22 protein-coding genes are annotated in these 25792 nt (G+C 48.9%); 21 read left to right on the top strand and 1 reads right to left on the bottom strand.

What is annotated here, in order from left to right; translation table 11 throughout:
• Nucleotides 1-3: 3 nt before the first annotated feature.
• From HP398_RS02295 to HP398_RS02385, 19 genes are all read left to right on the top strand, one after another.
• Complete coding sequence (locus HP398_RS02295; RefSeq protein WP_017248302.1) at nt 4-1632, top strand: peptide ABC transporter substrate-binding protein; 1629 nt, start codon at nt 4-6, stop codon at nt 1630-1632.
• Between the two features lie 80 nt (nt 1633-1712).
• Nucleotides 1713-3515: a S9 family peptidase gene (locus tag HP398_RS02300; protein WP_173621695.1), complete on the top strand. Its 1803-nt coding sequence runs from the start codon at nt 1713-1715 to the stop codon at nt 3513-3515.
• 5 nt (nt 3516-3520) lie between these two features.
• The gene (locus HP398_RS02305) at nt 3521-5536 is read left to right on the top strand and encodes a S9 family peptidase (protein ID WP_173621696.1); all 2016 of its coding nucleotides are present in this window, start codon (nt 3521-3523) and stop codon (nt 5534-5536) included.
• Between the two features lie 31 nt (nt 5537-5567).
• On the top strand, nt 5568-6947 hold the full coding sequence (locus tag HP398_RS02310; RefSeq protein ID WP_017248305.1) for a M20/M25/M40 family metallo-hydrolase: 1380 nt from the start codon (nt 5568-5570) through the stop codon (nt 6945-6947).
• Nucleotides 6948-7121: 174 nt separating this feature from the next.
• Nucleotides 7122-8093, top strand: a complete 972-nt coding sequence (gene msrB / locus HP398_RS02315) for a peptide-methionine (R)-S-oxide reductase MsrB (RefSeq protein ID WP_017248306.1) — start codon at nt 7122-7124, stop codon at nt 8091-8093.
• Nucleotides 8094-8188: 95 nt separating this feature from the next.
• On the top strand, nt 8189-9766 hold the full coding sequence (locus HP398_RS02320; protein WP_173621697.1) for a glutathione ABC transporter substrate-binding protein: 1578 nt from the start codon (nt 8189-8191) through the stop codon (nt 9764-9766).
• Between the two features lie 96 nt (nt 9767-9862).
• Complete coding sequence (locus tag HP398_RS02325) at nt 9863-10765, top strand: M15 family metallopeptidase (RefSeq protein WP_017248308.1); 903 nt, start codon at nt 9863-9865, stop codon at nt 10763-10765.
• A gap of 80 nt (nt 10766-10845) precedes the next feature.
• Entirely contained in the window at nt 10846-11493 is a 648-nt protein-coding gene (locus HP398_RS02330) for a TetR/AcrR family transcriptional regulator (RefSeq protein WP_026043063.1), read from the top strand.
• 240 nt (nt 11494-11733) lie between these two features.
• Nucleotides 11734-12249 (top strand): acetyl-CoA carboxylase biotin carboxyl carrier protein, encoded by a 516-nt coding sequence (accB, locus tag HP398_RS02335; protein WP_017248310.1) that lies wholly within the window; start codon nt 11734-11736, stop codon nt 12247-12249.
• Between the two features lie 31 nt (nt 12250-12280).
• On the top strand, nt 12281-14404 hold the full coding sequence (locus HP398_RS02340) for a methylmalonyl-CoA mutase family protein (protein ID WP_173621698.1): 2124 nt from the start codon (nt 12281-12283) through the stop codon (nt 14402-14404).
• On the top strand, nt 14404-16575 hold the full coding sequence (gene scpA / locus HP398_RS02345; RefSeq protein WP_173621699.1) for a methylmalonyl-CoA mutase: 2172 nt from the start codon (nt 14404-14406) through the stop codon (nt 16573-16575). The genes HP398_RS02340 and scpA overlap by 1 nt, the downstream gene beginning before the upstream one ends.
• Entirely contained in the window at nt 16572-17624 is a 1053-nt protein-coding gene (meaB, locus tag HP398_RS02350; RefSeq protein WP_173621700.1) for a methylmalonyl Co-A mutase-associated GTPase MeaB, read from the top strand. The genes scpA and meaB overlap by 4 nt, the downstream gene beginning before the upstream one ends.
• Nucleotides 17625-17628: 4 nt before the next feature.
• Nucleotides 17629-19194: an acyl-CoA carboxylase subunit beta gene (locus HP398_RS02355; protein WP_017248314.1), complete on the top strand. Its 1566-nt coding sequence runs from the start codon at nt 17629-17631 to the stop codon at nt 19192-19194.
• A gap of 20 nt (nt 19195-19214) precedes the next feature.
• Nucleotides 19215-19664, top strand: a complete 450-nt coding sequence (locus HP398_RS02360; protein ID WP_173621701.1) for an acetyl-CoA carboxylase biotin carboxyl carrier protein — start codon at nt 19215-19217, stop codon at nt 19662-19664.
• A gap of 14 nt (nt 19665-19678) precedes the next feature.
• Complete coding sequence (gene accC, locus HP398_RS02365) at nt 19679-21025, top strand: acetyl-CoA carboxylase biotin carboxylase subunit (RefSeq protein ID WP_017248316.1); 1347 nt, start codon at nt 19679-19681, stop codon at nt 21023-21025.
• Nucleotides 21026-21217: 192 nt separating this feature from the next.
• Nucleotides 21218-21433, top strand: a complete 216-nt coding sequence (locus tag HP398_RS30760; protein WP_254475783.1) for a WYL domain-containing protein — start codon at nt 21218-21220, stop codon at nt 21431-21433.
• A 146-nt stretch (nt 21434-21579) separates the two neighbouring features.
• Nucleotides 21580-21915, top strand: coding sequence for a hypothetical protein (locus HP398_RS02375; protein ID WP_026043065.1), 336 nt, complete (start codon nt 21580-21582; stop codon nt 21913-21915).
• Nucleotides 21916-21973: 58 nt separating this feature from the next.
• Nucleotides 21974-22348, top strand: coding sequence for a hypothetical protein (locus HP398_RS02380; RefSeq protein ID WP_173621702.1), 375 nt, complete (start codon nt 21974-21976; stop codon nt 22346-22348).
• 23 nt (nt 22349-22371) lie between these two features.
• Nucleotides 22372-23568 (top strand): MFS transporter, encoded by a 1197-nt coding sequence (locus tag HP398_RS02385; RefSeq protein ID WP_173621703.1) that lies wholly within the window; start codon nt 22372-22374, stop codon nt 23566-23568.
• Nucleotides 23569-23581: 13 nt separating this feature from the next.
• Here HP398_RS02385 and HP398_RS02390 read toward each other — a convergent pair whose 3' ends face one another.
• Entirely contained in the window at nt 23582-24181 is a 600-nt protein-coding gene (locus tag HP398_RS02390; RefSeq protein ID WP_173621704.1) for a TetR/AcrR family transcriptional regulator, read from the bottom strand.
• A 180-nt stretch (nt 24182-24361) separates the two neighbouring features.
• Between HP398_RS02390 and cyoE the strand changes: the two genes are divergently transcribed.
• Both cyoE and HP398_RS31325 read left to right on the top strand, forming a co-directional pair.
• Nucleotides 24362-25279 (top strand): heme o synthase, encoded by a 918-nt coding sequence (cyoE, locus tag HP398_RS02395; RefSeq protein WP_017248322.1) that lies wholly within the window; start codon nt 24362-24364, stop codon nt 25277-25279.
• Between the two features lie 181 nt (nt 25280-25460).
• Nucleotides 25461-25757 (top strand): heterocycloanthracin/sonorensin family bacteriocin, encoded by a 297-nt coding sequence (locus tag HP398_RS31325; RefSeq protein WP_082192166.1) that lies wholly within the window; start codon nt 25461-25463, stop codon nt 25755-25757.
• The last annotated feature ends 35 nt before the right edge of the window (nt 25758-25792 follow it).

A 25792-nucleotide genomic window follows, 5' to 3' on the forward strand; every position in this document is an offset into this window, starting at 1 on the left:
AACGTGAAGAAATTAGCTGCCTTTGCCCTGTCGCTCTCGCTCGTCATTCCGGCTCTAGCTGGTTGCGGCGGTAGCGGCGAGTCAGCATCGACTGGAGGTACCACTACTCCAGGCGCTGCTGCCAAACAAGAAGTTGTGTTCAATGCCAAGTCTGAGCCACCAGACTTGAACCCGCTCACCTCGACGGATACCACGTCCTTCTGGATCATGGATCACTTGGGCGAAGGCTTGTACACCAAGGATAAGGACGGCAATCCGATCCTGGGACAAGCCAAGGAAGTGAAGCTGTCGGATGACAAGCTGAAGTATACATTCATTTTGCGTGATGATGTGAAATGGACCAACGGCGAGCCAGTGACAGCCGAGGATTATGCCTTTACGTACATGAAACACCTTGATCCGGCAACTGCTTCCACTACGGCTTACCTCCTCTATTACATTAAAGGAGCAGAGGCATACAACAAGGGCACAGGAAAAGCAGAAGATGTAGGGATCAAGGCTGTGGATGCAAAAACGCTCGAAATCGAGCTGGTTGCACCTACTTCATACTTTGACAAAATGCTGGCTACCCGTTACTGGCACCCGATCAACAAGAAGCAGGCGGAAGCCAATCCAAAATGGGCAGCAAATGCGGATACCTACATCTCCAACGGTGCTTACAAGCTTGTTTCGTGGAAGCATGACTCCGAGCTCGTGGTAGAAAAGAACGAGCATTATTGGAACAAGGCTGACGTAAAAATGGATAAGATCACCTGGAAAATGGTGAATGACGCCACGACTGCTTATCAGATGTACAAGAGTGGTGAGCTCGACTTCAACAAAGAGATGCCGTCTGACATCCTCGCGCAAGAAAAAGCGAGCCCAGATTTCAAATCCGTTCCTTACTATGGTACGTACATGTACATGTTTAACGTAACGAAAGAACCGTTTACGAATAAAAAGGTCCGCAAAGCTTTCGCCATGTCGCTTGATCGTAAAGCCCTGTCCGAAATGGTGAGCCAAGGTGGAGAGACACCAGCTTACTCCATGGTTCCGCGTGGTGCGATGCAACCAAACGGAAAAGACTTCCGCGAAGAAGGCGGAGATTACTTCAAAGAAGATTACGAAGCAGCGAAGAAGTTGCTGGCTGAAGGTATGCAAGAAGAAGGCTGGTCCACACTGCCAGACGTTACGCTGATGTACAACACCGATGAAAGCCACAAGAAAATAGCGCAAGCGATCCAAGAAATGCTCAAGAAAAACTTGGGCGTAGAAGTGAAAATGACAAACCAAGAGTGGAAAGTGTACCTGGATACAACGAAACAAAAGAACTACCAAATGGGCCGTATGGGCTGGGTAGGTCAAATCAACGACCCTGCATTTAACCTGGACTACTATTTGGGTGAAAGTCCGAACAACCGTACTGGTTGGGTAAACAAAGAGTATGATCAGTTGAATATGGCGGCAAAAGTTGAGCAAGATCCGAACAAGCGTATGGAACTGCTTCATCAGGCAGAAGCCATTTTGATGGATGACATGCCGTTCATACCAGTCTACCACTACCAGCAAAACTATTTGGTGAAACCGAATGTAGAAGGTCTCACTTTCCCAGTCAACGCGTTCCCGAGCGCTCGCTGGGCAACCAAAAAATAGAAAAAAAGAGGAGCTTCTCCTCTTTTTTCTCTTTACATACTCCAATATACATCTAGCAAAAGAGGAAAGGATGATTTCTCTTGATTTTGGACTATCTGCAAGTGAAATCCGCGTATCAATTGAAGGTGGTACCGCAGCGTAGAGAGATTACCTTTTTAACGAAACAGACAGGTATCGCGCAGTTGTGGCGCTGGAATGAAGATTCCAACCGCTCGGAGCAAGTGACCTTTTTGCCTGATCGTGTGGTAGCTGTTGACCATTCCCCGTGCGGAACGAAAACGATTGTGGGGATGGACAACAAGGGAGACGAGCGGCAACAGTTCTTTTTGCTAACGGAAAATGGTGCAGTCGTGAAGCCGCTGACAGACGCTCCCGATTATTTTCACTATTTAGGAGGCTGGTCTCCGTGTGGGCAAAAGATCGCGTGGTCCAGCAATCGTCGCAATCCGCGCAGCTTCGATATTTTTGTACAGGATGTCGAGAGTGGTGCGCATGAGGAAGTCTTCCGCTCTGATGGGCGCACAGATCCAATCGGCTGGCTGCCAGACGGGACAGGACTCATTTTCAGCGTACAGGAGACCAACATTGACAATTGTCTGTATGTGTTGAATCTGCAAACGAAGGAAGCACAAAAGCTCGCCATTTGCAGCAAACATGCGCGCTATCATTCCTTGGTACTGTCAAAAGACGGCCAAACGGGATATCTCGTAACCGACCGCGATGAAAACACAAAAGCGTTGTGCCGCTTTTCACTGCATACAGGAGAGCTGAACAAACTGGTGCACGATGCGAAATGGGACATTGAGGAGGTCAAATTATCTCCAGATGAGAAGCGACTTGCCTTCACGATCAATGAAGGAGGCTACTCCGTTCTTGCTCTCTATTCTTTGACAGAGCAATGCTGGGAGCGGGTGGAGGAAGCACCACATGGAGTGATCTCTTCCTTGGCGTGGGTGAGTGATGATCAGCTCGCCTATACACTGAAAAGTCCTACACTTCCAGGCGACATCTGGACGTATACCATTTCGGAGCAAACCAGCAGACGTGTGACGAACATTGGTCAATCCGATGCGCTGGAAGATAAACTCATCGAGCCCAAATTGTGCAGCTTTCCCTCTTTTGATGGCTTGGAAGTACCGTATTTCCTCTATGCCAAAGATACAGCTAATGATGCAGAGATAAGACCAGTCGTCGTCTACGTCCATGGCGGGCCAGAGAGCCAAATTCGACCGGAGTATCATCCCGTTTTTCAGTTTTTGGCGAACGAAGGCTTTACGGTGGTAGCACCGAATGTTCGCGGCAGCATGGGTTATGGTCGGGAATATGTCCAGCTCGATGATCGCCGCAAGCGGATGGATTCTGTAGCCGATTTGGCTTGGCTGGTTAAAGATTTAGGCAATCGCCCAAGCGTTGACCCGAAGGCGATCGGCATCATGGGTCGCAGTTACGGAGGTTTCATGACACTGGCGGCACTCACGCATTACCCTGACCTGTGGGCCGCAGGTGTTGATATTGTGGGGATTTCCCACTTCAAAACCTTTCTGGAGAATACCGGGGCATGGAGACGGAGATTGCGTGAGGTGGAGTACGGGTTCCTCGGCGAAGACGATGACTTTTTTGAAGAAATTGCTCCTTTGAATCATTCCCATAAGATCTCGGCTCCGCTTCTCGTATTCCACGGGCGCAATGATACGCGTGTTCCTGTCAGCGAAGCAGAGCAGCTCGTAGCAGACATGAGAGGCAGGGGACAAGAAGTCGATTTGCACATTTTTGAGGATGAAGGCCACTTTACCGAAAAGCTGGACAATCACATCACGTTGAATCAAAAAATTTCCCAGTTCTTTTTGGAGCAACTGGCATCCACCAATAAAATCGAGGAGTGATTAGGATGACGCAAGTAAAAAGAGGCATAACGGCTGAAGATTTGTATCAAATGCGGTACGCGAGCGATCCACAGCTATCACCAGACGGAAAAACGCTTGCCTATGTGGAAAATCTCATCGATGAGTCCCCCGCTTACCAAAATCACTTGGTTTTACGCAAATTGGATGCAGATGATCCACAGCCCCTGACGTCTGGCTCCCGCGATACCTTCCCACGCTGGTCGCCGGATGGTTCAAAGATTAGCTTTGTTTCGAATCGATCTGGAAAACCACAGATTTGGCTGATCGATGCAAAGGGAGGAGAAGCAAGGCAGCTCACGCGTTGCAAAAACGGCGTCAGCAATCCGACTTGGTCACCTGACGGCACATATATTGTCTTCTCGTCGATCTTGGATGAGGGTGAAACATTCGCAGACCTCGAGGGAACCGAGGAAAAAGAAAAGGCCAAAGCCATTCATGTCGGAAGAATGAAGTACAAATCCGATGATCTCGGGTTCATTTACGAGAAAAACAAGCAGCTGGCCATTGTTCAAGTAGAAACAGGCGAGGTTACTCCACTCAGCGATGGCCCGTACAATCATACGTTTGGCTCCTGGTCGCCGGACGGAAAATGGCTCGCCATTACGGCGAACCGAGCAGAAGACCCTGATTTTCAGCATAGTGTTGACGTTTTTCTCATCCCTTCTGAAGGGGGAGAATGGAAAAAGCTGACCAACAGCAAAGGGATTTTTGCCTATCCAACCTGGTCACATGATGGGAACAAGCTAGCGTATATCGGAAGTGAATTGGACACGCATTTGTACGCAGCACAGAAGCGCATCTGGGTATATGATTTGGAAAAGGGCGACTATACTTGCATCACAGCGGATTGGGACGTTCAGGTTGGCGATTCCACCATCGGAGACATGCGCTCGCCAGGTCACCCGAATCCAGGGGCTGTATGGACAGCGGACGGAGGAGGCATGTATTTCATCGCCAGCGAACGAGGAAATTCTGGCATTTATCACGTAACGCTGGACGGACAAGTCACGAGTGTTGTAACGGGCAACCGGAATATTTACGGCTTTTCGCTGCATGAAAACGAACAAGCGGTGGTTGCTGCCATCAGTGATCCGTTTACGCCCGGAGACTTGTATCAAGTAAGTCTGAAAGACGGCGAAGAAAAACGTTTGACAGCACTGAACGAAGAGCTATTTGCAGGCATCGAGCTCCCTGTTCCTGAAGAAATGGAGTTTGTCGCGATGGATGGCTGGAAGCTGCACGGTTGGATGCTTAAGCCTGTCGGTTTTGAAGAAGGAAAAAAATATCCGATGGTTCTGCAAATTCATGGCGGGCCTCACTCTATGTACGGAAATACGTTTTTCCATGAGTTCCAGCTGCTCGCTGCAAAAGGCTACGCCGTACTCTATACAAATCCGAGAGGGAGCTTTGGCTACGGAGAGCGTTTTGTTCAGGCGTGCTGCGGAGACTATGGAGGGAACGATTATCGCGATTTGATGACGGCCGTGCAATATGCATGCGATCATTTCGATTTTGTCGATGAGGACCGCTTGGGTGTCGCAGGTGGCAGCTATGGTGGCTTCATGACGAACTGGATCGTCGGTAAAACCAATCGATTCAAAGCGGGTGTAACAGATCGGAGTATTTGCAACTGGGTAAGCTTTTACGGTGTCAGTGATATCGGTTATTACTTCACTGCCGAAGAGATTCAGGCAAATCCATTCACGAATCCGGAAAAAATGTGGCAGCATTCACCGATTCGCTTGGTAGAGAACATCGAGACGCCACTGCTGATCATGCATGGGGAACATGACTACCGTTGCCCAATCGAACAGGCTGAGCAGCTTTATGTAACATTGAAGCATCAAGGTAAGGCCCCGGTGTCATTTGTCCGTTTCCCGGGAGCCAGTCATGAGCTATCCCGCAGTGGTGATCCTGAACAACGCGTGTTGAGACTGCAATATACGACAGATTGGTTTGACAGCTATTTGGTTGTACACCAAAAAGAGAAAGTGGAATAGGCAGCTAAATGCCAATAGGAGGTGCCTGATCGTGAACAAAGAACAAGTGATAGGTATCGTGCAAGAAAATTTGCCGCAAGCAATCGAGAAGCTGAAGCATTATTTGCGTTTTCCTACCGTATCCGCACAGCATAAGGCCATCCCAGAGACGGTTGAATACGTGGTCAAGATGATTCATGAGGTTGGCGGAGAGACAAAGGTACTCGACAATCTTGGCGGCAATCCAGTCGTGTATGCGTCTTTTGCAGCAGGCAGTGAAGGAGACGCCAGTAAAACGATCCTGTTTTACGATCACTACGATGTTCAACCACCTGAGCCGTTTCATGAGTGGAACACGGAGCCGTTTGACCCTACGATCATTGATGGAAAGCTGTATGCCCGTGGGGCTGCTGACAATAAAGGTGACCTCGTTGCGCGTCTGACGGCGATTCATATTTTGCAGCAGCAAGCGGGCGGTTTGCCTTGCAACATCAAGTTCCTGATCGAAGGAGAAGAAGAGATCGGCAGCCCGAATCTGGAGCCATATCTTCGAGAGTACAAGGATCTTTTCCAGGCGGATGCCTGCATTTGGGAATTCGGTGGAAAGGACGAAAATGAGCGAATCAGCATGGTTGCAGGGATCAAAGGAATGGCGTACCTTGAGCTGACATGCGTTGGGGCAGAGATCGACATGCATTCCTCTGTCGGTGCGTATGTAGACAATGCAGCATGGCGCTTGGTCCAGGCATTGGCGACGATGAAAAATCAGCAAAACGAGATTTTGGTCGAAGGCTTCTTTGACGGGATCGAGGAACCGACAGCGGATGAAAAGAAAGTCGTTTCCGAATTGCCGTTCAGTGAAGAAGCGACAGCAGCGCTATACGGTTTGAAACGCCCACTGATTACCGCAGCAAACAACGTGGACCCACGAGAAGCCATGGTTTTCCACCCAACTATGACCATTTGTGGTCTGGATAGCGGCTATACAGGAGAGGGTGCGAAAACGGTACTGCCGAAAAGCGCGAAGGCCAAGTTGGATTGCCGCCTTGTCCCAGGACAAGATCCACAGCACATCATGAATTGCATCGAGAACCATTTGGAGAAGCATGGTTTTACGGATATTACCGTCAGCATGATTAACGGACAAAAAGCGTACCGTTCCGATTTCCACCATCCATTTGTTGCTCACGTGCTGGATTCGGCTCGCGTCATTTACGAACATGAACCAGTGCTTTCTCCAAACGCGGCAGGCACGGGGCCGATGTATATTTTCGGTGAACAGCTGAAGCTTCCTGTTGTTAGTACAGGAGTAGGCTGGGTTGGCTGCAAAGTACATGCACCGAACGAATCCATCCGTTTGAAAGACTTCGAGGAAGGAATTGCCCATATGGTTGTCATGCTCTCTGGATTTGCCAAAGCGCTGTCAGAGTAGCGACATACGAGTGAAGAATGAGGCAATTCTATAGCGAAAAGGGGACCTTTCAGGTGAAAAGGTCTCCTTTCCTATTTGGAACCCTCTCGCAGCACTTCCAGAGTGGACTTTGCTTTTGCAAACCATGTACAATCGTAAATGATAATGTACATACATTTACAGGAGGCGAAATGCGTGAACAGCGATACACATCCATTCGAAGTCGCAACCTTTGCAGGCGGGTGCTTCTGGTGCATGGTCAGTCCGTTTGACAAGATGCCAGGCATTGAAAAAGTCGTCTCCGGCTATACAGGCGGTCATGTCGAAAACCCAACCTATGAACAGGTATGCTCTGATACGACGGGACACTATGAAGCGGTCCAAATCACATATGATCCGTCGCTCATCACATACGAGGAATTGCTGCAAATGTTTTGGAGACAAATCGACCCGACTGACGCTGGTGGTCAATTCGGTGATCGAGGTCAATCGTATGCGCCAGCGATCTTCTATCATAATGAAGAGCAAGAAAGGCTTGCGTTGAAATCCAAGCAAGAGCTGGATGCGAGCGGTCGTTTCCAAAAGCCCATTGCAACGCTGATTTTGCCAGCCAAGCCATTCTATCCGGCGGAGGAATATCATCAGGACTACTATAAGAAAAATTCGGTTCGCTACCAATACTATCGGGCGGCATCAGGCAGAGCGAAATTCACCAAGGAAGCCTGGCGAGACCGTGCGAAGCAAGAAGAATTGAAAAAAACCTTGACCCCGCTCCAGTACGAGGTGACGCAAAATAACGGGACAGAACGTCCATTTACGAACGAATTCTGGGATCATAAGGAAGAGGGCATCTACGTAGATATCGTCTCCAACGAGCCTTTGTTCAGTTCTTTGGACAAGTTCGATTCCGGCTGCGGGTGGCCATCCTTTACCCAGCCATTGCAAGAGGAAAACGTAACCGAGCATGTGGATTTGACACATAATATGATTCGTACAGAGGTTCGCAGCAAAGATGCAGATTCTCATCTCGGCCACGTTTTCGAGGACGGTCCTGGAGAAAATGGATTGCGCTACTGCATCAATTCAGCCGCCTTGCGCTTCATTCCGAAGGATCGTTTGGAGGAAGAAGGCTTCGGGGAGTTTCAGCGATTATTTGAAAAAGAATAGTGCGTGGACCGCTACTCTCTGGGAAACATGGGAGAAGGCGGTCTTTTTGCTAAACATACAACTAGGCAAACATAAGAGCATGCAGGGAGGGTCCAATGTACACGCAGATATCCTTTCACAGACTAATTGGACTGTTACTCGCAGCAATCATAGCTATAGCAGGCTGTTCCTTCGGTCAGGAGCCGCCTCACAGCAACCAAATCGTACCGACACCCCAAAACGTTGTTGAGGGTGGGACGTTAATCATTGCACGTATGTCGGATGCCGCAAATCTCGATCCCCATTTTATTTTGACGATTAATGAGGCGAGTGTCGTCCAAGGAAAAGTGTATGAAGGGCTCGTCAAACGAGATCGGAACATGAACATTCAGCCACAGCTGGCAACGTCATGGAAACAAATCGACGATCTTACTTGGGAGTTTACTCTCCGTCAAGGTGTTGTTTTTCACGATGGGACTCCCTTTCATGCACAGGCGGTCAAGAAAACATTTGATCGTGTATTAGATCCAGCGGTGGCTTCTCCTCGGGCAGCCATGTTCGAAAAAGTAAAGCAGGTAAGGGTCATCGATCCGTACAGAGTGCAATTCATCCTTCATAAGCCATTTGCGCCTTTGCTTTCTATTTTGGCCAGTCATGAGGGGAGCATCATCAGCCCTACTGCGATCGATAAATACGGACGGGAGTTATCGCATCACCCGGTTGGTACTGGCCCTTATCAGTTCCAATCATGGGAGCCTGGCAGTCAAATTACGTTGAGCAAAAACCAGTCCTATTGGGGCGAGGCTGCTACGCTTGATCAAGTCGTCTTCAAGGTTGTTCCGGATGATGCGGCTCGCATTGCGATGGTCGAGAATGGAGAAGCACATATTGCAGAGTCCATCCCTGTCATGGAGCTGGATCGGATTCAAGCGTCCAACCAGATGCGGGTGTACCGCAGTGATGCGCTCGGGACGGAGTTTATGGGGTTTAATGTTTCACGTCCACCACTGAATGATATCCGTGTGAGGAAAGCCATCAGTATGGCGATCGAGACGGGAGCGATCATTAAAGGGGTGTATAACAATGTGGGAACCAAGGCGAACTCACCGATTGGACCGCATGTGTTCGGCTACAGTCCGACTGTGAAAAGCTACCCGTACGACATCAACCAAGCGCGTCGTTTGCTCGCAGAGGCGGGCTATTCAGATGGTTTTCCTATTCAAATGATTACCTACAACAGACGGGACCGAATCTTGGTTGCCCAAGTGATACGGTCGCAATTAAAAGGGATCGGTATCGACGCGGAGCTAAAAGTCGTCAGCTACGATGAGTTTGTCCGAACCATTGAGAAAACGAAGGATCATGAGATTTTTGTCAGTGGCTGGGCAAATGCAACCGGGGATGCCGACTACAATCAGTACAATTTATTTCATACATCGGGTGGCGGGGCTGGCAACAGTTTTCAATACAGCAATCCCGAGCTGGATCGTCTCATCGAGGCTGGTCGTATCGAAACAGATCCTGCCAAAAGACTCGCCATCTACGCAAAAGCACAAGAAGTGGAGCTGCAAGATGCTTTGGTCGTGCCGATTCGCAATCTGGAGAATTTAGCTGTGATTAGCAACCATATTCAGGGCTTCTCCATCAGTCCAGCGGGTTACCTGAATATCGATCAGGTCGTGATTTCTCGATAAAACATGTAACGAAACGCCGGTCAATTATGTCATAATAAGTACGTACTTTTATTACCTACATAATTGGATCAGCTCCAAAACGAAAGGAACGTTACAATGAGAAGTTTTCGACACCGACTTTTGCATCCGCTCGTACTCGTAACGGCAATGACATTTGTGTTGTCTGGATGTAACAGTACAGCTGCTCCACAAGAACCACAGACACCACCATCCGTGGAGACGCCAACTCCTCCAAAGAAAGAAGAAGTGAAGCCAAAAGAAGAGACCACGCCACCACCGGCTGAAACACCAAAGCAAGAACAACCGGAGCAACCCCAGAAAGCGAAGCCTACGGAAACGAAGCCGGCAGAAAAGCCACCAGCGGGTCAGCCACCTGAGCTGTCGTTCCCGGACATCGAGGTCGTAGGTGAGCCTGAGAGTGTTGCTGTACTGGTGAACAAACAACGCAAGCTTCCAGAGAACTATCAGCCAAATGATTTAGTGTTTCCGAACGTTCCTTACCTGCTCCCGGAAAAGAGCGAGAAACGAAAAATGCGCAAAGAAGCAGCTGGTGCGCTTGAACAGTTATTTGCGGCAGCCCAGGCTGACGGCGTCCAGTTGGCTGGCGTATCTGCCTATCGCTCCCACGCCTACCAGAAAACGCTGTTTAATCGCTATGTAAAAAAAGACGGCGTAGAGAAGGCACGGACCTACAGTGCCGTTCCAGGGACGAGTGAGCATGAGACGGGACTCGCGATTGACGTCTCCGGTAAGGATGGCAAATGCGCAGCAACGAGCTGCTTTGGTGGAACAAAAGAAGCGAAGTGGCTGGATGAAAACGTCGAGAAGTTTGGATTTATCATTCGCTACCCAGAGGGAAAAGACGCGATTACTGGCTATATTTATGAGCCGTGGCATTTGCGCTATGTAGGTGCCGAGATTGCGCAAGAAATTGGAGAAAAAGGGATTACGCTCGAAGAATATTCAGGTGCCGTGCCCGTTTCCACACCAACGAATTAAGGAAGAAACGCCGATCTCTCACCGAAGAGAATCGGCGTTTTTGCTATGTAGTTATGCTATAATGGTCACGGGTGAAGATAATGGCCGAAAAATCAATCAGAGAACGTATTATTGAAACATCCATGCGCTTGTTTGAAGCAAATGGCTACCACAAAGTGACTGTGGATCAAATTGTGAAAGAAAGCGGCACGTCGAAGGGAGGATTTTATCACAACTTCAAATCAAAAGATGAACTCCTCTATATCATTCATGATCAATTTATTACGTATGTGCTGGAGAAAGCAGAGGAAGCTTACGAGAAGTGGGACACCCCGACAGAGCGACTCCAAGCAATCGTAAAATCCTTCGTTATGATGATTGATCTGTACCGCTCGCAGGTTACGATTTTTTATCAGGAGAGTCTGTTTTTAGCACCAGAGTACTACACGGATATTGAAACAAAACGGGATCGCTATAAAAAAATCATGTTCACCGTCATTTCGGACGGAATCGAATCGGGTGAGTTCCGCCCGGAGCTGCCTGTGCCGATTGTGTCCATGGCTATCTTTGGCATGGTGAACTGGATTTACAAGTGGTATCAAAAGTCAGGGACGTACTCGATCGAGCAAATCGCGGATATTTATGCAGATATGGTTCTTCATTCCGTTTTGAAATCAGAATCGATGGAAAACCCGGCATTTCAACGTTTTTTCCTGCAATCAGAAGGAAATTCCTTCAATCCATTGTAGGGGTGCTAACAAGGATCATGCGGCTACACTCAAGCTTTTCGATAGGAGACAGGGGCATAGTCGCTTGATGGTCCCTTATCATATTCTTCGATCAGACCAACTGGTTGGTCTGTACTAGTATTCTGACATTTGTTATACTATCAAAAAGACCAACTGGTCGGTCTTGCACAGTCACAACAGACCAACTAGTCGGTTCGTGAGAGTGTGCCAGTCAGAATCGGGAATAGGGGAGGAATAGTCGTGCTTACCATTTACGAATTACGAGAACTTGTGAAGCTATTGGAGCAGACGGACATAGAATCTTTTGAGGTAAATGATGAAGATTCTTCATTGCGAATCAAACGAAGAAATGGGAATCAAGTCACAGCCATACACCAGACTCCCGTACAAACAAAAAGCGTGCCAATCGTGACGGCGGCACCCGTTGTCCCTTTGCCTAAAAAAGAAATGATTGAGCGTCCGGTCAACAAGGTCCCTGTGGAAGCGCCTCAGAAATCGGCGGAAGTGACGGAAAACTTGTACAAAATCACTTCACCCATGGTGGGAACCTTCTATGCAGCACCTGCCGTTGACGCAGCACCATACGTATCCATAAATGATCGGGTAGAGCCAACTACCATTGTCTGTATTGTCGAAGCCATGAAGCTGTTTAACGAGATTGAAGCAGAAGTAAAAGGAGAGATTGTCCAAGTCTTGGTGGAAAACGGTCAGTTGGTCGAGCATGGACAGCCGTTATTCCTGGTGAAGCAAGCGTAATGGAGCAGCTTTTAAGGGGAGGACTGGAAGAGTGAGCAAACATACATGGTTCAAGGAATTCTCCGTTCCCACGTACGAGCAATGGCGGGAGGCGGCAGAAAAATCGCTAAAGGGTGCCTCTTTTGATGCCAAGTTACTGACGCATTCGTACGAGGGGATTGTTCGCCAGCCCATCTATCGGTACGAAGATGTCAAAACATTGCCGCATCTGGAAGCGCTACCAGGCGAGGCACCTTTTCATAGAGGGAATCAACAGCATGGCGAGCAAAAGGAACACAAATGGCATGTCTGTCAGGAAATCATCGCAACGAGTGCCGAGGCGTTCAATCAGGCAGCCGTAGACGATTTGGAGCGCGGGCAAACGATGCTACATCTGCTGGTGGATCAAGCGACATTGGATGGACTTGATCCGGACGAAGCATTGCCAGATTCGATTGGTCACAAAGGCGTATCTGTTTTTTGCAGAGAGGATGTAGAGCAGGCACTTCAAGGGGTGAAGCTTTCAGAGGTCCCTCTTTTCGTGAACACGGGAGCGATGGGCTTACCCATTCTTTCGCTCCTTTTGGCACATGTTGAAGCGACAGGTCAGCAAGTCTCCGAACTTCGCGGTTGTATCGGGCAAGACCCTATAGCGGTTCTGCTCACAGAGGGCAAGCTCCCTTGTTCTTTGCAGACAGCTTATCACGCCATGGCGAGCATGACGAAATGGGCAAAAGATCATGCGCCCGCGCTGAAAACGATGTTGGTTCAAAGCCATCCTTATCAGGACGGTGGCGGAAACGCAGTAACCGAACTGGCTTTTTCACTGGCCACAGGTGTCGACTATTTGCAAGCGATGCTTGAGCGGGGGCTGTCTATAGAGGAAGTTGCACCACGAATGCAGTTCTCATTTTCGATCGGTTCAGACGTCTTCATGGAAATCGCGAAGTTGCGTGCTGCAAGAATGGTCTGGTCAAACATCGTGGCAGCCTACGGTGGATCATTGGAAGCGCAAAAGATGACGATTCACGCCAGAACTTCGGCCTGGACGAAGACGATTTACGATCCGTATGTCAATATGCTGCGTTCCACGACAGAAGCGTTCTCAGCGGTCATTGGTGGAGCAGACAGTCTGCATGTATCCGCATTTGACGAATCCATACGCCCTGCCAATGCGTTTTCAAGAAGAATCGCCAGAAATACGCAAATCATTTTGCAAGAAGAAGCGCATTTGGCAAAAGTGATCGACCCTGCCGGAGGTTCTTGGTACGTAGAATGGCTCACAGATGCATTAGCGAAAAAAGCATGGGAATTGTTCCAGCAGGTTGAAGCGCACGGTGGCATGCTGAGCGCATTAGAAGCAGGTTTCCCACAAGGCTTGATCGCCCAGATCGCGGATCAAAAAGCAGCGAGCATCGATACGCGTAAAAAGCGTTTGGTTGGAACCAACATGTATGCCAATACGGCTGAGCAGCCACTGCAGGCCGAGAGTCTTCCGAGCATTCACGAAGAGCGAGCAGCGGAAGCACGATCCCTTCGGTTGAAACAAAACGCGACTCTCGTCTCCACAGCGCTCGATGAGTTGGCGAATCATACGGAGGAGTTCGTGGAACGTGCAGTAACAGCAGTGCTTCATGGAGCGACTGTGGGTGATATCGCAAAAGCCATGAAACGTGAAAATTCAGTGGAGACAATCATCCAACCACTCCGTATTCACCGGGCATCCGAACGCTTTGAATCCTTGAGAATACAGGCAGATGATTTCTTGAAAACGACAGGCAAGAGACCGACTGTGTTCTTGGCTATGATGGGTTCAGTGGCAAAGCATAAGGCACGGGCAAATTTCGCATCAGAGTTTTTTGCGGTTGGCGGTTTTGACGTATTGCGTCAGCAAGCATTCTCTACCACTGTAGAGGCGGCCGAAGCTGCGGTGGCATCAGGTGCGTTGATCACGGTCATTTGTTCGGACGATGCGAGTTATCCAGAGCAGGTTCCACCTTTGGCGCAAGCGATCAAGCAACGTGTAGCTCAGATGACGGTTCTGTTGGCTGGCTTGCCTGACGCAGAGAAGCTGGCTACTTTTAAGGCGGCGGGTGTAGATGATTGCATCCACATGCGTTCCAATTGCTACGAGATGTTGCGAGAACTTCAGGAGCGGATAGGAGTGAGCTCATAATGAAGCGACCTGATTTTTCAAAAATGGCTTATCAGTCCAAACGAGATGTGTCTGATTTGTTTCCCCAATTGGATGCAAACCCACCAGGAAACGAGCAAATGTGGCAGACGCTGGAGCAGATCCCTGTAAAACCTCTTTACACCATGGAAGATGTGGAGGGTATGGATCACCTCGGCTACATGCCTGGTTTGCCACCGTATACGCGTGGACCATATCCGACGATGTACGTAACTCAGCCTTGGACGGTGCGGCAATATGCCGGATTTTCTACGGCGGAAGAGAGTAACGCATTTTACCGACGGAATTTGGCTGCGGGACAAAAAGGGCTGTCGATTGCCTTCGACCTCGCGACACATCGCGGCTATGACTCTGATCACCCCCGGGTAGTCGGTGATGTCGGGAAAGCAGGCGTAGCAGTTGACTCCATTCTTGATATGAAAATTTTGTTCGATGGCATTCCCCTCGATAAAATGTCCGTCTCCATGACGATGAACGGAGCCGTTTTACCTATTATGGCGTTCTATATCGTGGCAGCAGAAGAGCAAGGGGTATCGCAGGCCGAGCTAACCGGAACGATCCAAAATGACATTTTGAAGGAATACATGGTTCGGAATACTTACATTTATCCGCCAGAAGCGTCGATGAAGATCATTTCCGATATTTTTGCCTACACCTCCAAGCACATGCCCAAATTCAACAGCATCAGTATTTCAGGCTATCACCTGCAAGAAGCGGGTGCGACCGCGGATATTGAATTGGCCTACACGTTGGCAGATGGCTTGGAATACGTTCGTACTGGCCTTGCAGCAGGCATCGACATCGATGCGTTTGCGCCACGACTGTCCTTTTTCTGGGCGATTGGCATGAACTACTTCATGGAAGTGGCGAAAATGCGTGCAGGCCGCTTGATTTGGGCCAATCTGATCAAGCAATTCCATCCCAAAAACGAAAAGTCGATGGCACTGCGGACACACTCGCAAACATCTGGATGGAGTTTGACGGAGCAGGACCCGTATAACAACGTGGTGCGGACGTGCATCGAAGCCATGGCCGCGGCTCTGGGGCATACCCAATCTCTGCATACGAACGCTCTGGATGAAGCGATTGCGTTGCCGACCGATTTTTCAGCCAGAATCGCGCGAAATACACAGTTGTTTTTGCAGGACGAAACCGAGATAACCAAGGTCGTCGATCCGTGGGCAGGTTCTTATTACGTCGAGTCCTTGACTGCGCAGCTCGTGGAAAAAGCGTGGGCGCACATCGAAGAGATCGAAGCACTTGGTGGTATGGCAAAAGCAATAGAGACGGGATTGCCGAAAATGAAGATCGAGGAAGCGGCTGCACGCCGTCAGGCCCATATCGATTCGGCGAAGGAAGCCATTATTGGCGTGAACAAATACCGTCTGGACAAGGAAGATCCGCTGGAGATTCTCGAAGTGGACAACACAGCGGTTCGGGAAGCGCAAATCAGACGTTTGCAGGAGCTGCGCAGTAACCGAGATGAGGCGAGAGTGCAAGTAACTCTTCAAGCGATTACGGAATGTGCGAAATCAGGCGAAGGCAATCTGTTGGAACTGGCCATTGAAGCGGCGCGGGCAAGAGCTTCTTTGGGCGAAATATCGGATGCCTTTGAAAAGGTCGTAGGTAGACACAAGGCGGTCATTCGCTCCATTAGCGGCGTCTACAGTTCCGAATACGCAGATGCCGATGAGGTAGCGGCTGTGCGCAAGATGGCAGACGAATTCGAGCAGTGGGAAGGCAGACGTCCCCGTATTATGATCGCGAAAATGGGTCAAGACGGACATGATAGGGGCGCGAAAGTAATTGCTACTGCCTTTGCGGATTTAGGCTTTGACGTCGATATCGGTCCGTTGTTCCAAACACCTGAGGAAACAGCGAAGCAGGCGATAGAAAATGATGTGCACGTAATCGGCTTCAGCTCGCTTGCGGCAGGGCATAAAACCTTGCTGCCCCAACTGGTGGAAGAGCTCAAGAAGCTAGGACGAGAGGATATTGTTGTGGTCATAGGCGGTGTTATACCAGCGCAGGATTACGCCTTTTTGCGAGAGCATGGTGCCGCAGCTATCTTTGGGCCAGGAACAGTCATTCCTGTAGCAGCCCAGCACGTTCTGCAAGAGATCGTGTATCGCCTGGAGGCTGCTGGACAATGACCGGGGGCAAGGCTGACAAGAATTTCTTGAACGTTTCCTCCAAGGCACGTCTCCCGCGCTTATCAGTGGATCAATACGTCACAGGCGTACGAGATAGTAACCGAACGGTTTTGGCGCAGGCAATCACGCTGGTTGAGAGCAATGCTCCCGCTCATATGGATATGGCCCAAGAGGTGATTAAGCAGCTGCTTCCTCATACAGGTCAATCTATACGCATAGGTATATCCGGTGTGCCAGGTGCAGGTAAGAGCACGTTCATTGAAGCATTCGGCAGTATGCTTTGTGAAAAAGGTCATCGTGTCGCTGTTTTGGCTGTTGATCCGAGCAGTACGGTTACTCGCGGGAGCATTCTCGGCGACAAGACACGGATGGAGCTTTTGTCACGCAATCAACAGGCGTTCATCCGACCTTCTGCCACAGGGGGCACGCTAGGCGGTGTCAATCGGAAGACGCGGGAAACGATGCTGATCTGCGAGGCAGCAGGCTATGATGTGATTTTGGTCGAGACGGTAGGGGTTGGACAGAGTGAGACGACAGTCAGGTCCATGGTTGATTTCTTTTTACTGCTGATGTTGACAGGGGCGGGCGATGAACTGCAAGGAATCAAAAAAGGCATCATGGAAATCGCGGATGCGCTACTGATTAATAAAGCCGATGGGGAAAATCGCACGCGTGCCTTGATCGCCAAAGGTGAATACAATCGTGTTCTGCATTACTTGCAGCCGGCAACCACTGGCTGGGAAACGAAGGCATATATGTGTTCTTCCCTGACAGGGGAAGGCATTGAAGATATTTGGGAGGTCATCGGTCAATTTCGTGAAACCACCATCCAATCAGGCGGCTTCGAGGCAAGACGCAAAGCGCAGCTACTCGATTGGATGCACAGTATGGCTCAGGACTACTTGCGCGCGACCTTTTTTGGCAACCAGCAAGTAGCCGAGCTGCTTCCCTCCATTGAAGGAGCCGTTGCGAGTGGCGAGATTTCACCGACGAGTGCCGTGCAACAATTAGTGGCGATCTACGAGAATGCGATCATGAAAAAGGAATAGAGAGATGGTGGCCCTTATGAGCAACAATATGTACGAGAAAATTGATGAATTGATGGAACGGAAATATAAAATCCAGCTTGGTGGCGGAGATGCTCGTATCGATGCCCAACATAACCGCGGTAAGTTGACCGCACGTGAGCGGATCGAGCTACTGCTTGACCCAGACACCTTTATGGAGCTGAATCCGTTTGTTGAGCATCGTGCTACGCATTTTGGTCTCGACCAGATGGAGGCACCAGGCGAAGGTGTTGTGACGGGCTATGGTAAAATCAACGGTCGTCCTGTCTATTTGTTCGCGCAGGATTTCACGGTGTTTGGTGGAGCTCTGGGTGAGATGCATGCGATGAAAATTGCCAAGGTGATGGACTTGGCAGCGAAAAACGGTGCTCCCTTTATCGGTCTGAACGACTCTGGCGGCGCACGCATTCAAGAAGGGGTAAGCTCGCTGGATGGCTATGGCACGATTTTTTACCGCAATGCCATTTACTCCGGTGTAATTCCGCAAATCTCTGTCATTCTCGGTCCGTGTGCAGGAGGAGCGGTTTACTCTCCAGCGATTACGGATTTCGTGTTCATGGTTGAGAAGACGAGTCAAATGTTCATCACAGGACCAAAAGTCATCGAAACCGTTACAGGTGAAAAAATATCCGCGGAGGATCTAGGCGGAGCCAAAGTCCATTCTACGGTGAGCGGCAATGCCCATTTTACGGCAGAGACCGAACAGGAAGTGTTGGAAGGAGTACGCAGGTTGCTCAGCTTCCTACCACAAAACAATCGCGATCGCGCACCTGTGATAAAAGCAGAGGAGAATAATGGTTGGCAAGAGGAACTCTTGGAGCTAGTACCTGCTGAAAGTACCAAAGTATACGATGTGCGCAAGGTCATCGAAAAAATCGTGGATCACGGTGATTTCATGGAAGTACAGCCGAACTTTGCCCGCAATATCGTTATCGGTCTGGCGCGTATCGATGGACACAGTGTCGGCATTATCGCCAACCAGCCAAAGGTCATGGCAGGCGGACTGGACATTCATTCATCGGATAAGCTGGCACGGTTCATCCGTTTCTGCGACTGCTTCAACATTCCACTGTTGACCTTTGAAGATGTCTCTGGCTTTTTCCCGGGGATCAATCAGGAGCACGGCGGGATTATCCGTCATGGGGCGAAAATCTTGTATGCATACTCAGAAGCTACGGTTCCCAAAATCACCGTGATTCTGCGCAAAGCTTACGGAGGCGCTTATGTGGCGCTCAACTCCAAGTCCATTGGTGCAGATATCGTGTATGCTTGGCCGAATGCAGAAATTGCCGTCATGGGTCCCGAGGGGGCAGCTAACGTCATTTTTTCAAAGGAAATCGAACAAAGTGAGGACCCGGCTGCGACTCGCGCAGAGAAAATTGCCCTCTACCGAGAAAAGTTCGCCAACCCATATGTCGCGGCAAGTCTCGGGATGGTGGATGATGTCATCGATCCGCGCGAAACCCGCCAAAAGGTGGCGCAAGCCTTGGAAATGCTCAGAAATAAACAAGAAGATCGTCCGTACAAAAAGCACGGGAATATCCCACTTTAGAAAGGAGCTCTGATCGTGCTATGAAGCTGCATGAGCTGCGTGAATTCATCAAGCTGGTGAATCAGTCTTCCATTGAGGAGCTGGAATGGGAGAAGGGCAAGACCCGCATCGTGATCAAGAAAAGCGCACCAGTCGAAGTCGTGGCTGTCCATGAGCCTGTACAGGTGGGCGAAGTGGAGCATGGCTATCAGGAGGCAGCCGCCACTGCTGAGTCCGTCGATGTCGTTGCTGCGGTACCCAAGGAAGTGATACAGCAAGTCATGTCGCCGGGAGTAGGACTGTTCTATGCGGAAGTGACAATAGGGCAGACTGTTCAAGTAGGCGAAAAGGTTGGACGCTGCACGGCTGATGCTCTTCAGCTATCTGCCGAAATTACGACCCCAGTTAGCGGCATCATTACGGAAATTCTCGTCGTGGATGGTCAATTTGTCGATTACGGAAAAGCATTGCTCGTTGTCAAAACTCAGTAGGAAGGAGTGCGCCTATGTTTACGAAAGTATTGATTGCCAATCGCGGCGAAATAGCTGTCCGCATTATTCGCGCTTGTCAGGAACTAGGGATACGTACAGTCGCTGTCTTTTCTGAGGCGGATCGGGAAGCATTGCACGTAGAATTGGCGGATGAAGCGTATTGCATCGGACCCACGGCGTCCAAGGACAGCTATTTGAACATGGCACGGATTATGACGGTCGCTCTTTATACGAAGGCAGACGCTATCCATCCGGGCTATGGCTTCTTGGCGGAAAACGCTTCGTTTGCCCAGCTTTGCCAAGATTGCTCGATTACCTTTATCGGTCCCGATCCTGAAGCGATCACAAAAATGGGTGACAAATCCGTAGCAAAAGCAACGATGAGTCAAGCGAATGTACCATTAGTCCCGGGCACAGACGGCTTGATTGATGACATCGATGAGGCATTGCAGGTGGCGGAGAAAATAGGCTATCCTGTCATTGTAAAAGCAACGGCTGGTGGTGGCGGCAGAGGCATGCGTGTCGCTTTTGACGCCGATGACTTGTCCAAGGCGATTCGGCAAGCCCAGAAAGAAGCGGAGACGGCATTCGGTAACGCTGGCGTGTACTTGGAAAAATACGTGGAAGAGCCACGGCATGTGGAGATTCAAATCATGGGCGACAAGCACGGCAGTGCAGTGTACTTGGGAGAGCGGGATTGCTCCATTCAGCGACGTCATCAAAAGCTGGTAGAAGAAGCGCCATCTCCTGCGCTAGACCAAACGCTGCGCGAGCAAATGGGGCAAGCTGCGGTGGCGGCAGCCAAAGCGGTTTCGTACCACGGAGCGGGTACTGTTGAATTTTTGCTCGATAAGCATGGCCAATTTTACTTCATGGAAATGAATACACGGATTCAGGTAGAGCATCCCGTGACAGAGATGATCACAGGAATCGACTTGATCAAAGAACAAATATCTGTCGCAGCAGGCAATCCGTTATCCTTTTCACAAGAAGACGTGAAAATCAATGGATGGGCGATCGAGTGCCGAATCAATGCGGAGAATCCTGCGAAAAACTTTATGCCATCACCAGGTAAGGTCATCAATTACTTGCCGCCTGGCGGTTACGGTGTACGCGTGGACAGTGCGGTTTATCCCGGCTACGAAATCTCTCCCTTCTATGATTCGATGGTCGCCAAGCTGATCGTTTGGGGTACAGATCGCAACGAAGCATTGGCTCGTATGAAGAGGGCGCTAGGTGAGTTTGTCATCGAGGGCGTGCATACGACGGTTCCCTTCCATGAGAAGCTGCTGGAGCACCCTGACTTTGTCGCAGGGAATTTTGCTACGAACTTCTTGGAGAAACATAAGCTGGAATTGTAAAGAAAGAAAAGAGGGAACAAGCTGCGGGGTTATCGTGGCTTGTTTTTCTTTATCATAAAACGAGGTAAACTGCGAAAAGGAGCCATGTAAATGAGCAGCTCTTCGCATTTATCCATATTGCTGGATGCTGCCATCCAATAAAAAGTACTCCTTATCACTTATGAAACGCGCGGACAACAATCCAAGCGGGAGATGCAGCCGATTGGCATTTATACAAAAAACGGTTTATGGTACAGCACGGCTTATTGTTATCAACATCAAGATATTCGCGTGTTTCGTTGTGACCGTATTCATGCCGTCGAACATTCGGCATCGAAGCCGTTGGATCTGAAGGTGTGCAGGCTTGTGAGGCTGAACTTTGGCTTGCATCCATGCTGCATCTGCGGCAGGATGGAAGTGGTTGGTTAGAAGGAAATGTAGCGAGAAGAGACATTTTATTTTTTGCATTGGGTTGGGGAAAGAAGTAACTGTGCAGCATTCACCCGAAATCGTGGACGGCATAAAAACGTATTTGGCAGAATTGATAAACATGTACTCGCTTTGAGGAGGTAGCTATGGCATTACCCAAAAAAGGAACACGGGGAATCACGGTAGGAGAGCAGCGATATCGTTGGGTGATTAGTCCAGCAGCAAAGGGGCTGCTCGCGTTGACGATCCAGCACAACGAAGGTATGGGTCAATTGATTCGCGTGTATGTAAAATCAGATGTAAATGATTTTTGGACGGAGTTTCCACATGTGCAGCATTTGGATATGAGAGCGATAAAGCCAGCTGACGTCGCGGCTATCATTGAAGAGGCGATCAAGCTGGGATGGCAGCCCGACAAAAAAGGGGCGCCTTTGAGCTTTGACTTCATCGGTAGTACGCTCGTCAAAAAAGGGGATACATAGCAATACCGAAATGGGAATTGTCTAGATTGAAAAAAGATTTGGATAGGGGTTGATCATCATGTGTCGATATGGGATGTATGGTCCGTATAAACAAATATACGCCTGTTTCCCTTGCAGAAAAGTGTTCAAGCAAACCTCCAAGAATGAGTTGACGGAGGAAGAATGGAACAAGATCAAGCATAGCTGTCCGCAATGTGGTGAGGGAATGAAGGTGATGGGGCATGATTTCAAGGCTCCGAAGCAAACGGATGTGAAGCAGTGGAAAAAGGTTGAAATCCTCTATCAGCATGGGTTTACCTATCATTCTTGTGGCTGTGATGGCCCAGGCTACCGGCCAGCCCAATTACATGAAGTGAACGAATTTCTCGAAAAGAACAAACGGTTCAAAACAGAGGGAGAGAAATTGCTGAATAGACTCACAGGAAGAATGTAAAAACGAGCAGGAGGCGGGGGATAGTGGCAACATTCTTTTTGATCATGATTTACTTGTCGTTTATCAGCTTGGGCCTTCCTGATTCGTTACTGGGGGCAGCTTGGCCGGTCATGCAAGCAGAATATGGCGCGGCATTTGGCATGGCAGGTGTGATCAACATTGCGATTGCGTCTGGTACGATCGTCTCTAGCTTGATGAGTGGTGCATTATTAAAACGATTGGGAACAGGACGGATCACACTGATCAGCTGCTTGATGACGGCGGCAGCCTTGCTCGGATTTTCTTTTGCCCCTTCGATTTTATGGTTATTGGTATTGGCATTGCCGCTAGGACTAGGAGCTGGTTCTGTGGATGCAGCATTGAATCATTATGTTGCCACGCATTTTCAAGCCCATCACATGAGCTGGCTGCATTGCTTCTGGGGTGTGGGCGCTACGCTTGGCCCTATTATTATGTCTGGCTTTATGCGCGATCATGATTTATGGCGGAATGGCTACTTGACCATTTCGCTCATTCAATTCGCGTTCGTCGTACTTCTAGCGTTTACACTTCCTTTGTGGAAACGAATGGAGAACCTGCAGAGCCATGTTGTCAAAGAGTCACAGGGTGAGCCGTTTCGTAGGCAGAGCGAACAACCGTTACGGACAAAAGGCGTCAAGCTGACTTTGTTGACCTTTCTCTTCTATTGTGGGGCTGAAGCATCGGTGGGATTATGGGGGAGCAGTTTTTTGGTAAATGTGAAAGAGCTACCAGCGTCTGTAGCGGCGGTGTGGGTAGCCATGTATTACGGTGGAATTACGGTGGGGCGATTTATTTCGGGCTTTGTTACCTTCAAAGTGAGCAACCGCGTCCTGATTCGCAGTGGACTTCTCGTATCATTCGCTGGGGCAGCACTGTTGATGTTGCCATTACCGACCTTCTGTTCGCTCATCGGGTTTCTGTTACTCGGGCTAGGCTTCGCTCCGATTTATCCCTGTATGCTGCATGATACCCCTGAACGCTTTGGGAAAGAGCAAACACAAAAGCTGATGGGCTATCAGATGGCGGTTGCGTACACGGGTGCCACACTTTTGCCTCCGTTGCTAGGGTGGCTTGCTGCACAGACGACAGTTTCCATTTTACCGTTTTTTATCGCTTTCTATATTGCGTTCATGCTTTATGGTTCTGAGAGAGTCAATCGAATCATGAAGCGACGGGCCGCCCAGTTAGAATCGCTCTAACATAAGGCACTTGCTATTTTGACGATAGCATGTTTTGCAAAGCTTTTCCGTATAAAGACAGGGGTGCCTGGTCGCCGCTAATGTAAGAAAAGATGGTCATGCCATTCTCTAGAGCAAGAATCGTCCATGCCATTTCATCCGCAGATAGAGTAGAGTCACTTTCTTTTGGCATCAATGTTTGTATCGCCTTGGAAAGATGCTGTACCGACTCTAAGATCATGTTTGCCCATCGCTTTCGAACTGACTCTTCGCGCATGGCATAAAGCAAAAATTCTAGGTTCAGCATGCTCCACGTGCGATTTTGTTGCTGAACGGACATAAAATAGGCGTCCATGGCTTCTATAAAATGCGATAATGATGGCTGGTGATCAATTACGTGATGGATATTGGACACATGTAATTGCATCTGACCTTCCAAAATAGCGAGAAAGAGATCTTCTTTGGACTGAAAATGAGCATAAACAGCTCCTTTGGTAAATCCAGCATGGTCTGCGATTTTATCAACGGAAGCCCCGTGGAAGCCTAACTGAGCAAAGGTTTCAATGGCTGCATCAATGAGCAATTGCCGTGTTTCCTTTTTACGCTCTGCTTGGGTTAACCTGCGTCTGTTCATTCGTCCACCTCCTTCTCTTGACAAGCATACCATATAGAATTAACATTCCATATAGTATTTAAATCCTTATTGGTATGTAAGATACAAATGGCAGTTTTGTAGGATTTAACCGTCTACTATGTCATGCTATTTTGGAGTACGATAGATATAGATCATCTAGTAAGAGGGGACAGTGTACGAATGCAGAGGGAAGAAAGCGTAGCAACGCGGAATCGGCCTATGTCCAATATTTTGGCGCAAACGGTTAAAACGGGGATTATCAAATCGAATCTGATTCCGATGTTTGCCGGATTAACATTAGCTTTATATACGTATCACTTCAGTCTAATAGATAAGTTGCCAGAAATCTTATTTGCTACAATCGGCTCTATTTTAATCATGGGTGCAGCAGGTGCTTTTAATAACGTGTATGATCGCGATATCGATTCTGTCATGGAGAGGACGAAGAACAGACCTACAGTGACAGGAGAAATATCAACGAAGAAAGTTTTATGGCTAGCATCCCTGATGACGATTTTTGGCTTGGTGGCGCTCGTCTTGGCATCACCTTTGGCTGCTATTATGGGATTTCTCGGACTGTTTTTTTATGTCGTGCCTTATACGATGTGGACCAAAAGAAGAACGGTTTACAATACGGAGGTAGGGAGTATTTCTGGTGCAATGCCGCCGCTCATCGGTTGGGCTGCTATTCACCCAGATATCACGCATCCTGCTATCCTTGGTCTGTTTATTATCATGGTCATTTGGCAAATGCCTCACTTTTATGCGATCGCGATTCGCAAGTATGATGAGTACAAGGCTGCTGGAGTTCCTATGTTGCCTGTGGTCAAAGGTGCAAGACGTACCTACATTCAAACAAATGTTTATTTGGTTATTTTAATTGCTAGCAGTTTTTTATTCTGGTCATTAAGCGTTGGTCTTACGTTGATGGCCCTGCTCCTGAATATTTTATGGCTGGTTCTGAGTGTATTTGGATACCGGAAAATGGATTCGCAGAAATGGTCAAAAACGATGTTTATTTATTCACTGATTCATATGACGGTGCTGTTCTCGACGGTGATTATTTACTCGCTGATGGGGATTATTTTCAAGTTGTAAATCAGTGATCATACAAGCTGCCTTCACTTTGAGGGTGGCTTCTTTTTTTGTCTGGGAACCTTGCAGTATAGCGGGTTCTTCTCATGTTCAACCAAAAATGGGCGCATGATCATGGAACAAATACCCAATGTCACTTCATAAATCTAGAGTAGCTCCCATGATGTGACGGAGGTGAAAATGAATGGATGATTTCAAAAAAGAGCTAAAAAAACTAAAGGCATCTGAAATAAAATCGGATAAAGTACAGCGTTGGGACAAAGAAAAAATGAATGAAGCTACGCTCGTTCGCGGACGGTGTGGCGGATGTGGAAGATGCGGTGGCTGCAGTAGATGCAGTTGTAGTCGTTGCAGTCGTTGCAGTTGTTCTTGCTCCTGTTCTTGCGTCTGTAGCTGTTCATGCAGTTGCTCTTGTTCTTGCAGTTGCTCTTGCAGTTGCTCTTGCTTCTTCCCATGCTTTGTCATATTTGATAACGATTAATGATCACACCCCGAATTATGCTCCTGCCAACAGTA

Source organism: Brevibacillus sp. HB1.4B (assembly GCF_013284285.1).
In the GTDB taxonomy this organism is placed as follows: Bacteria; Bacillota; Bacilli; order Brevibacillales; family Brevibacillaceae; genus Brevibacillus; species Brevibacillus porteri.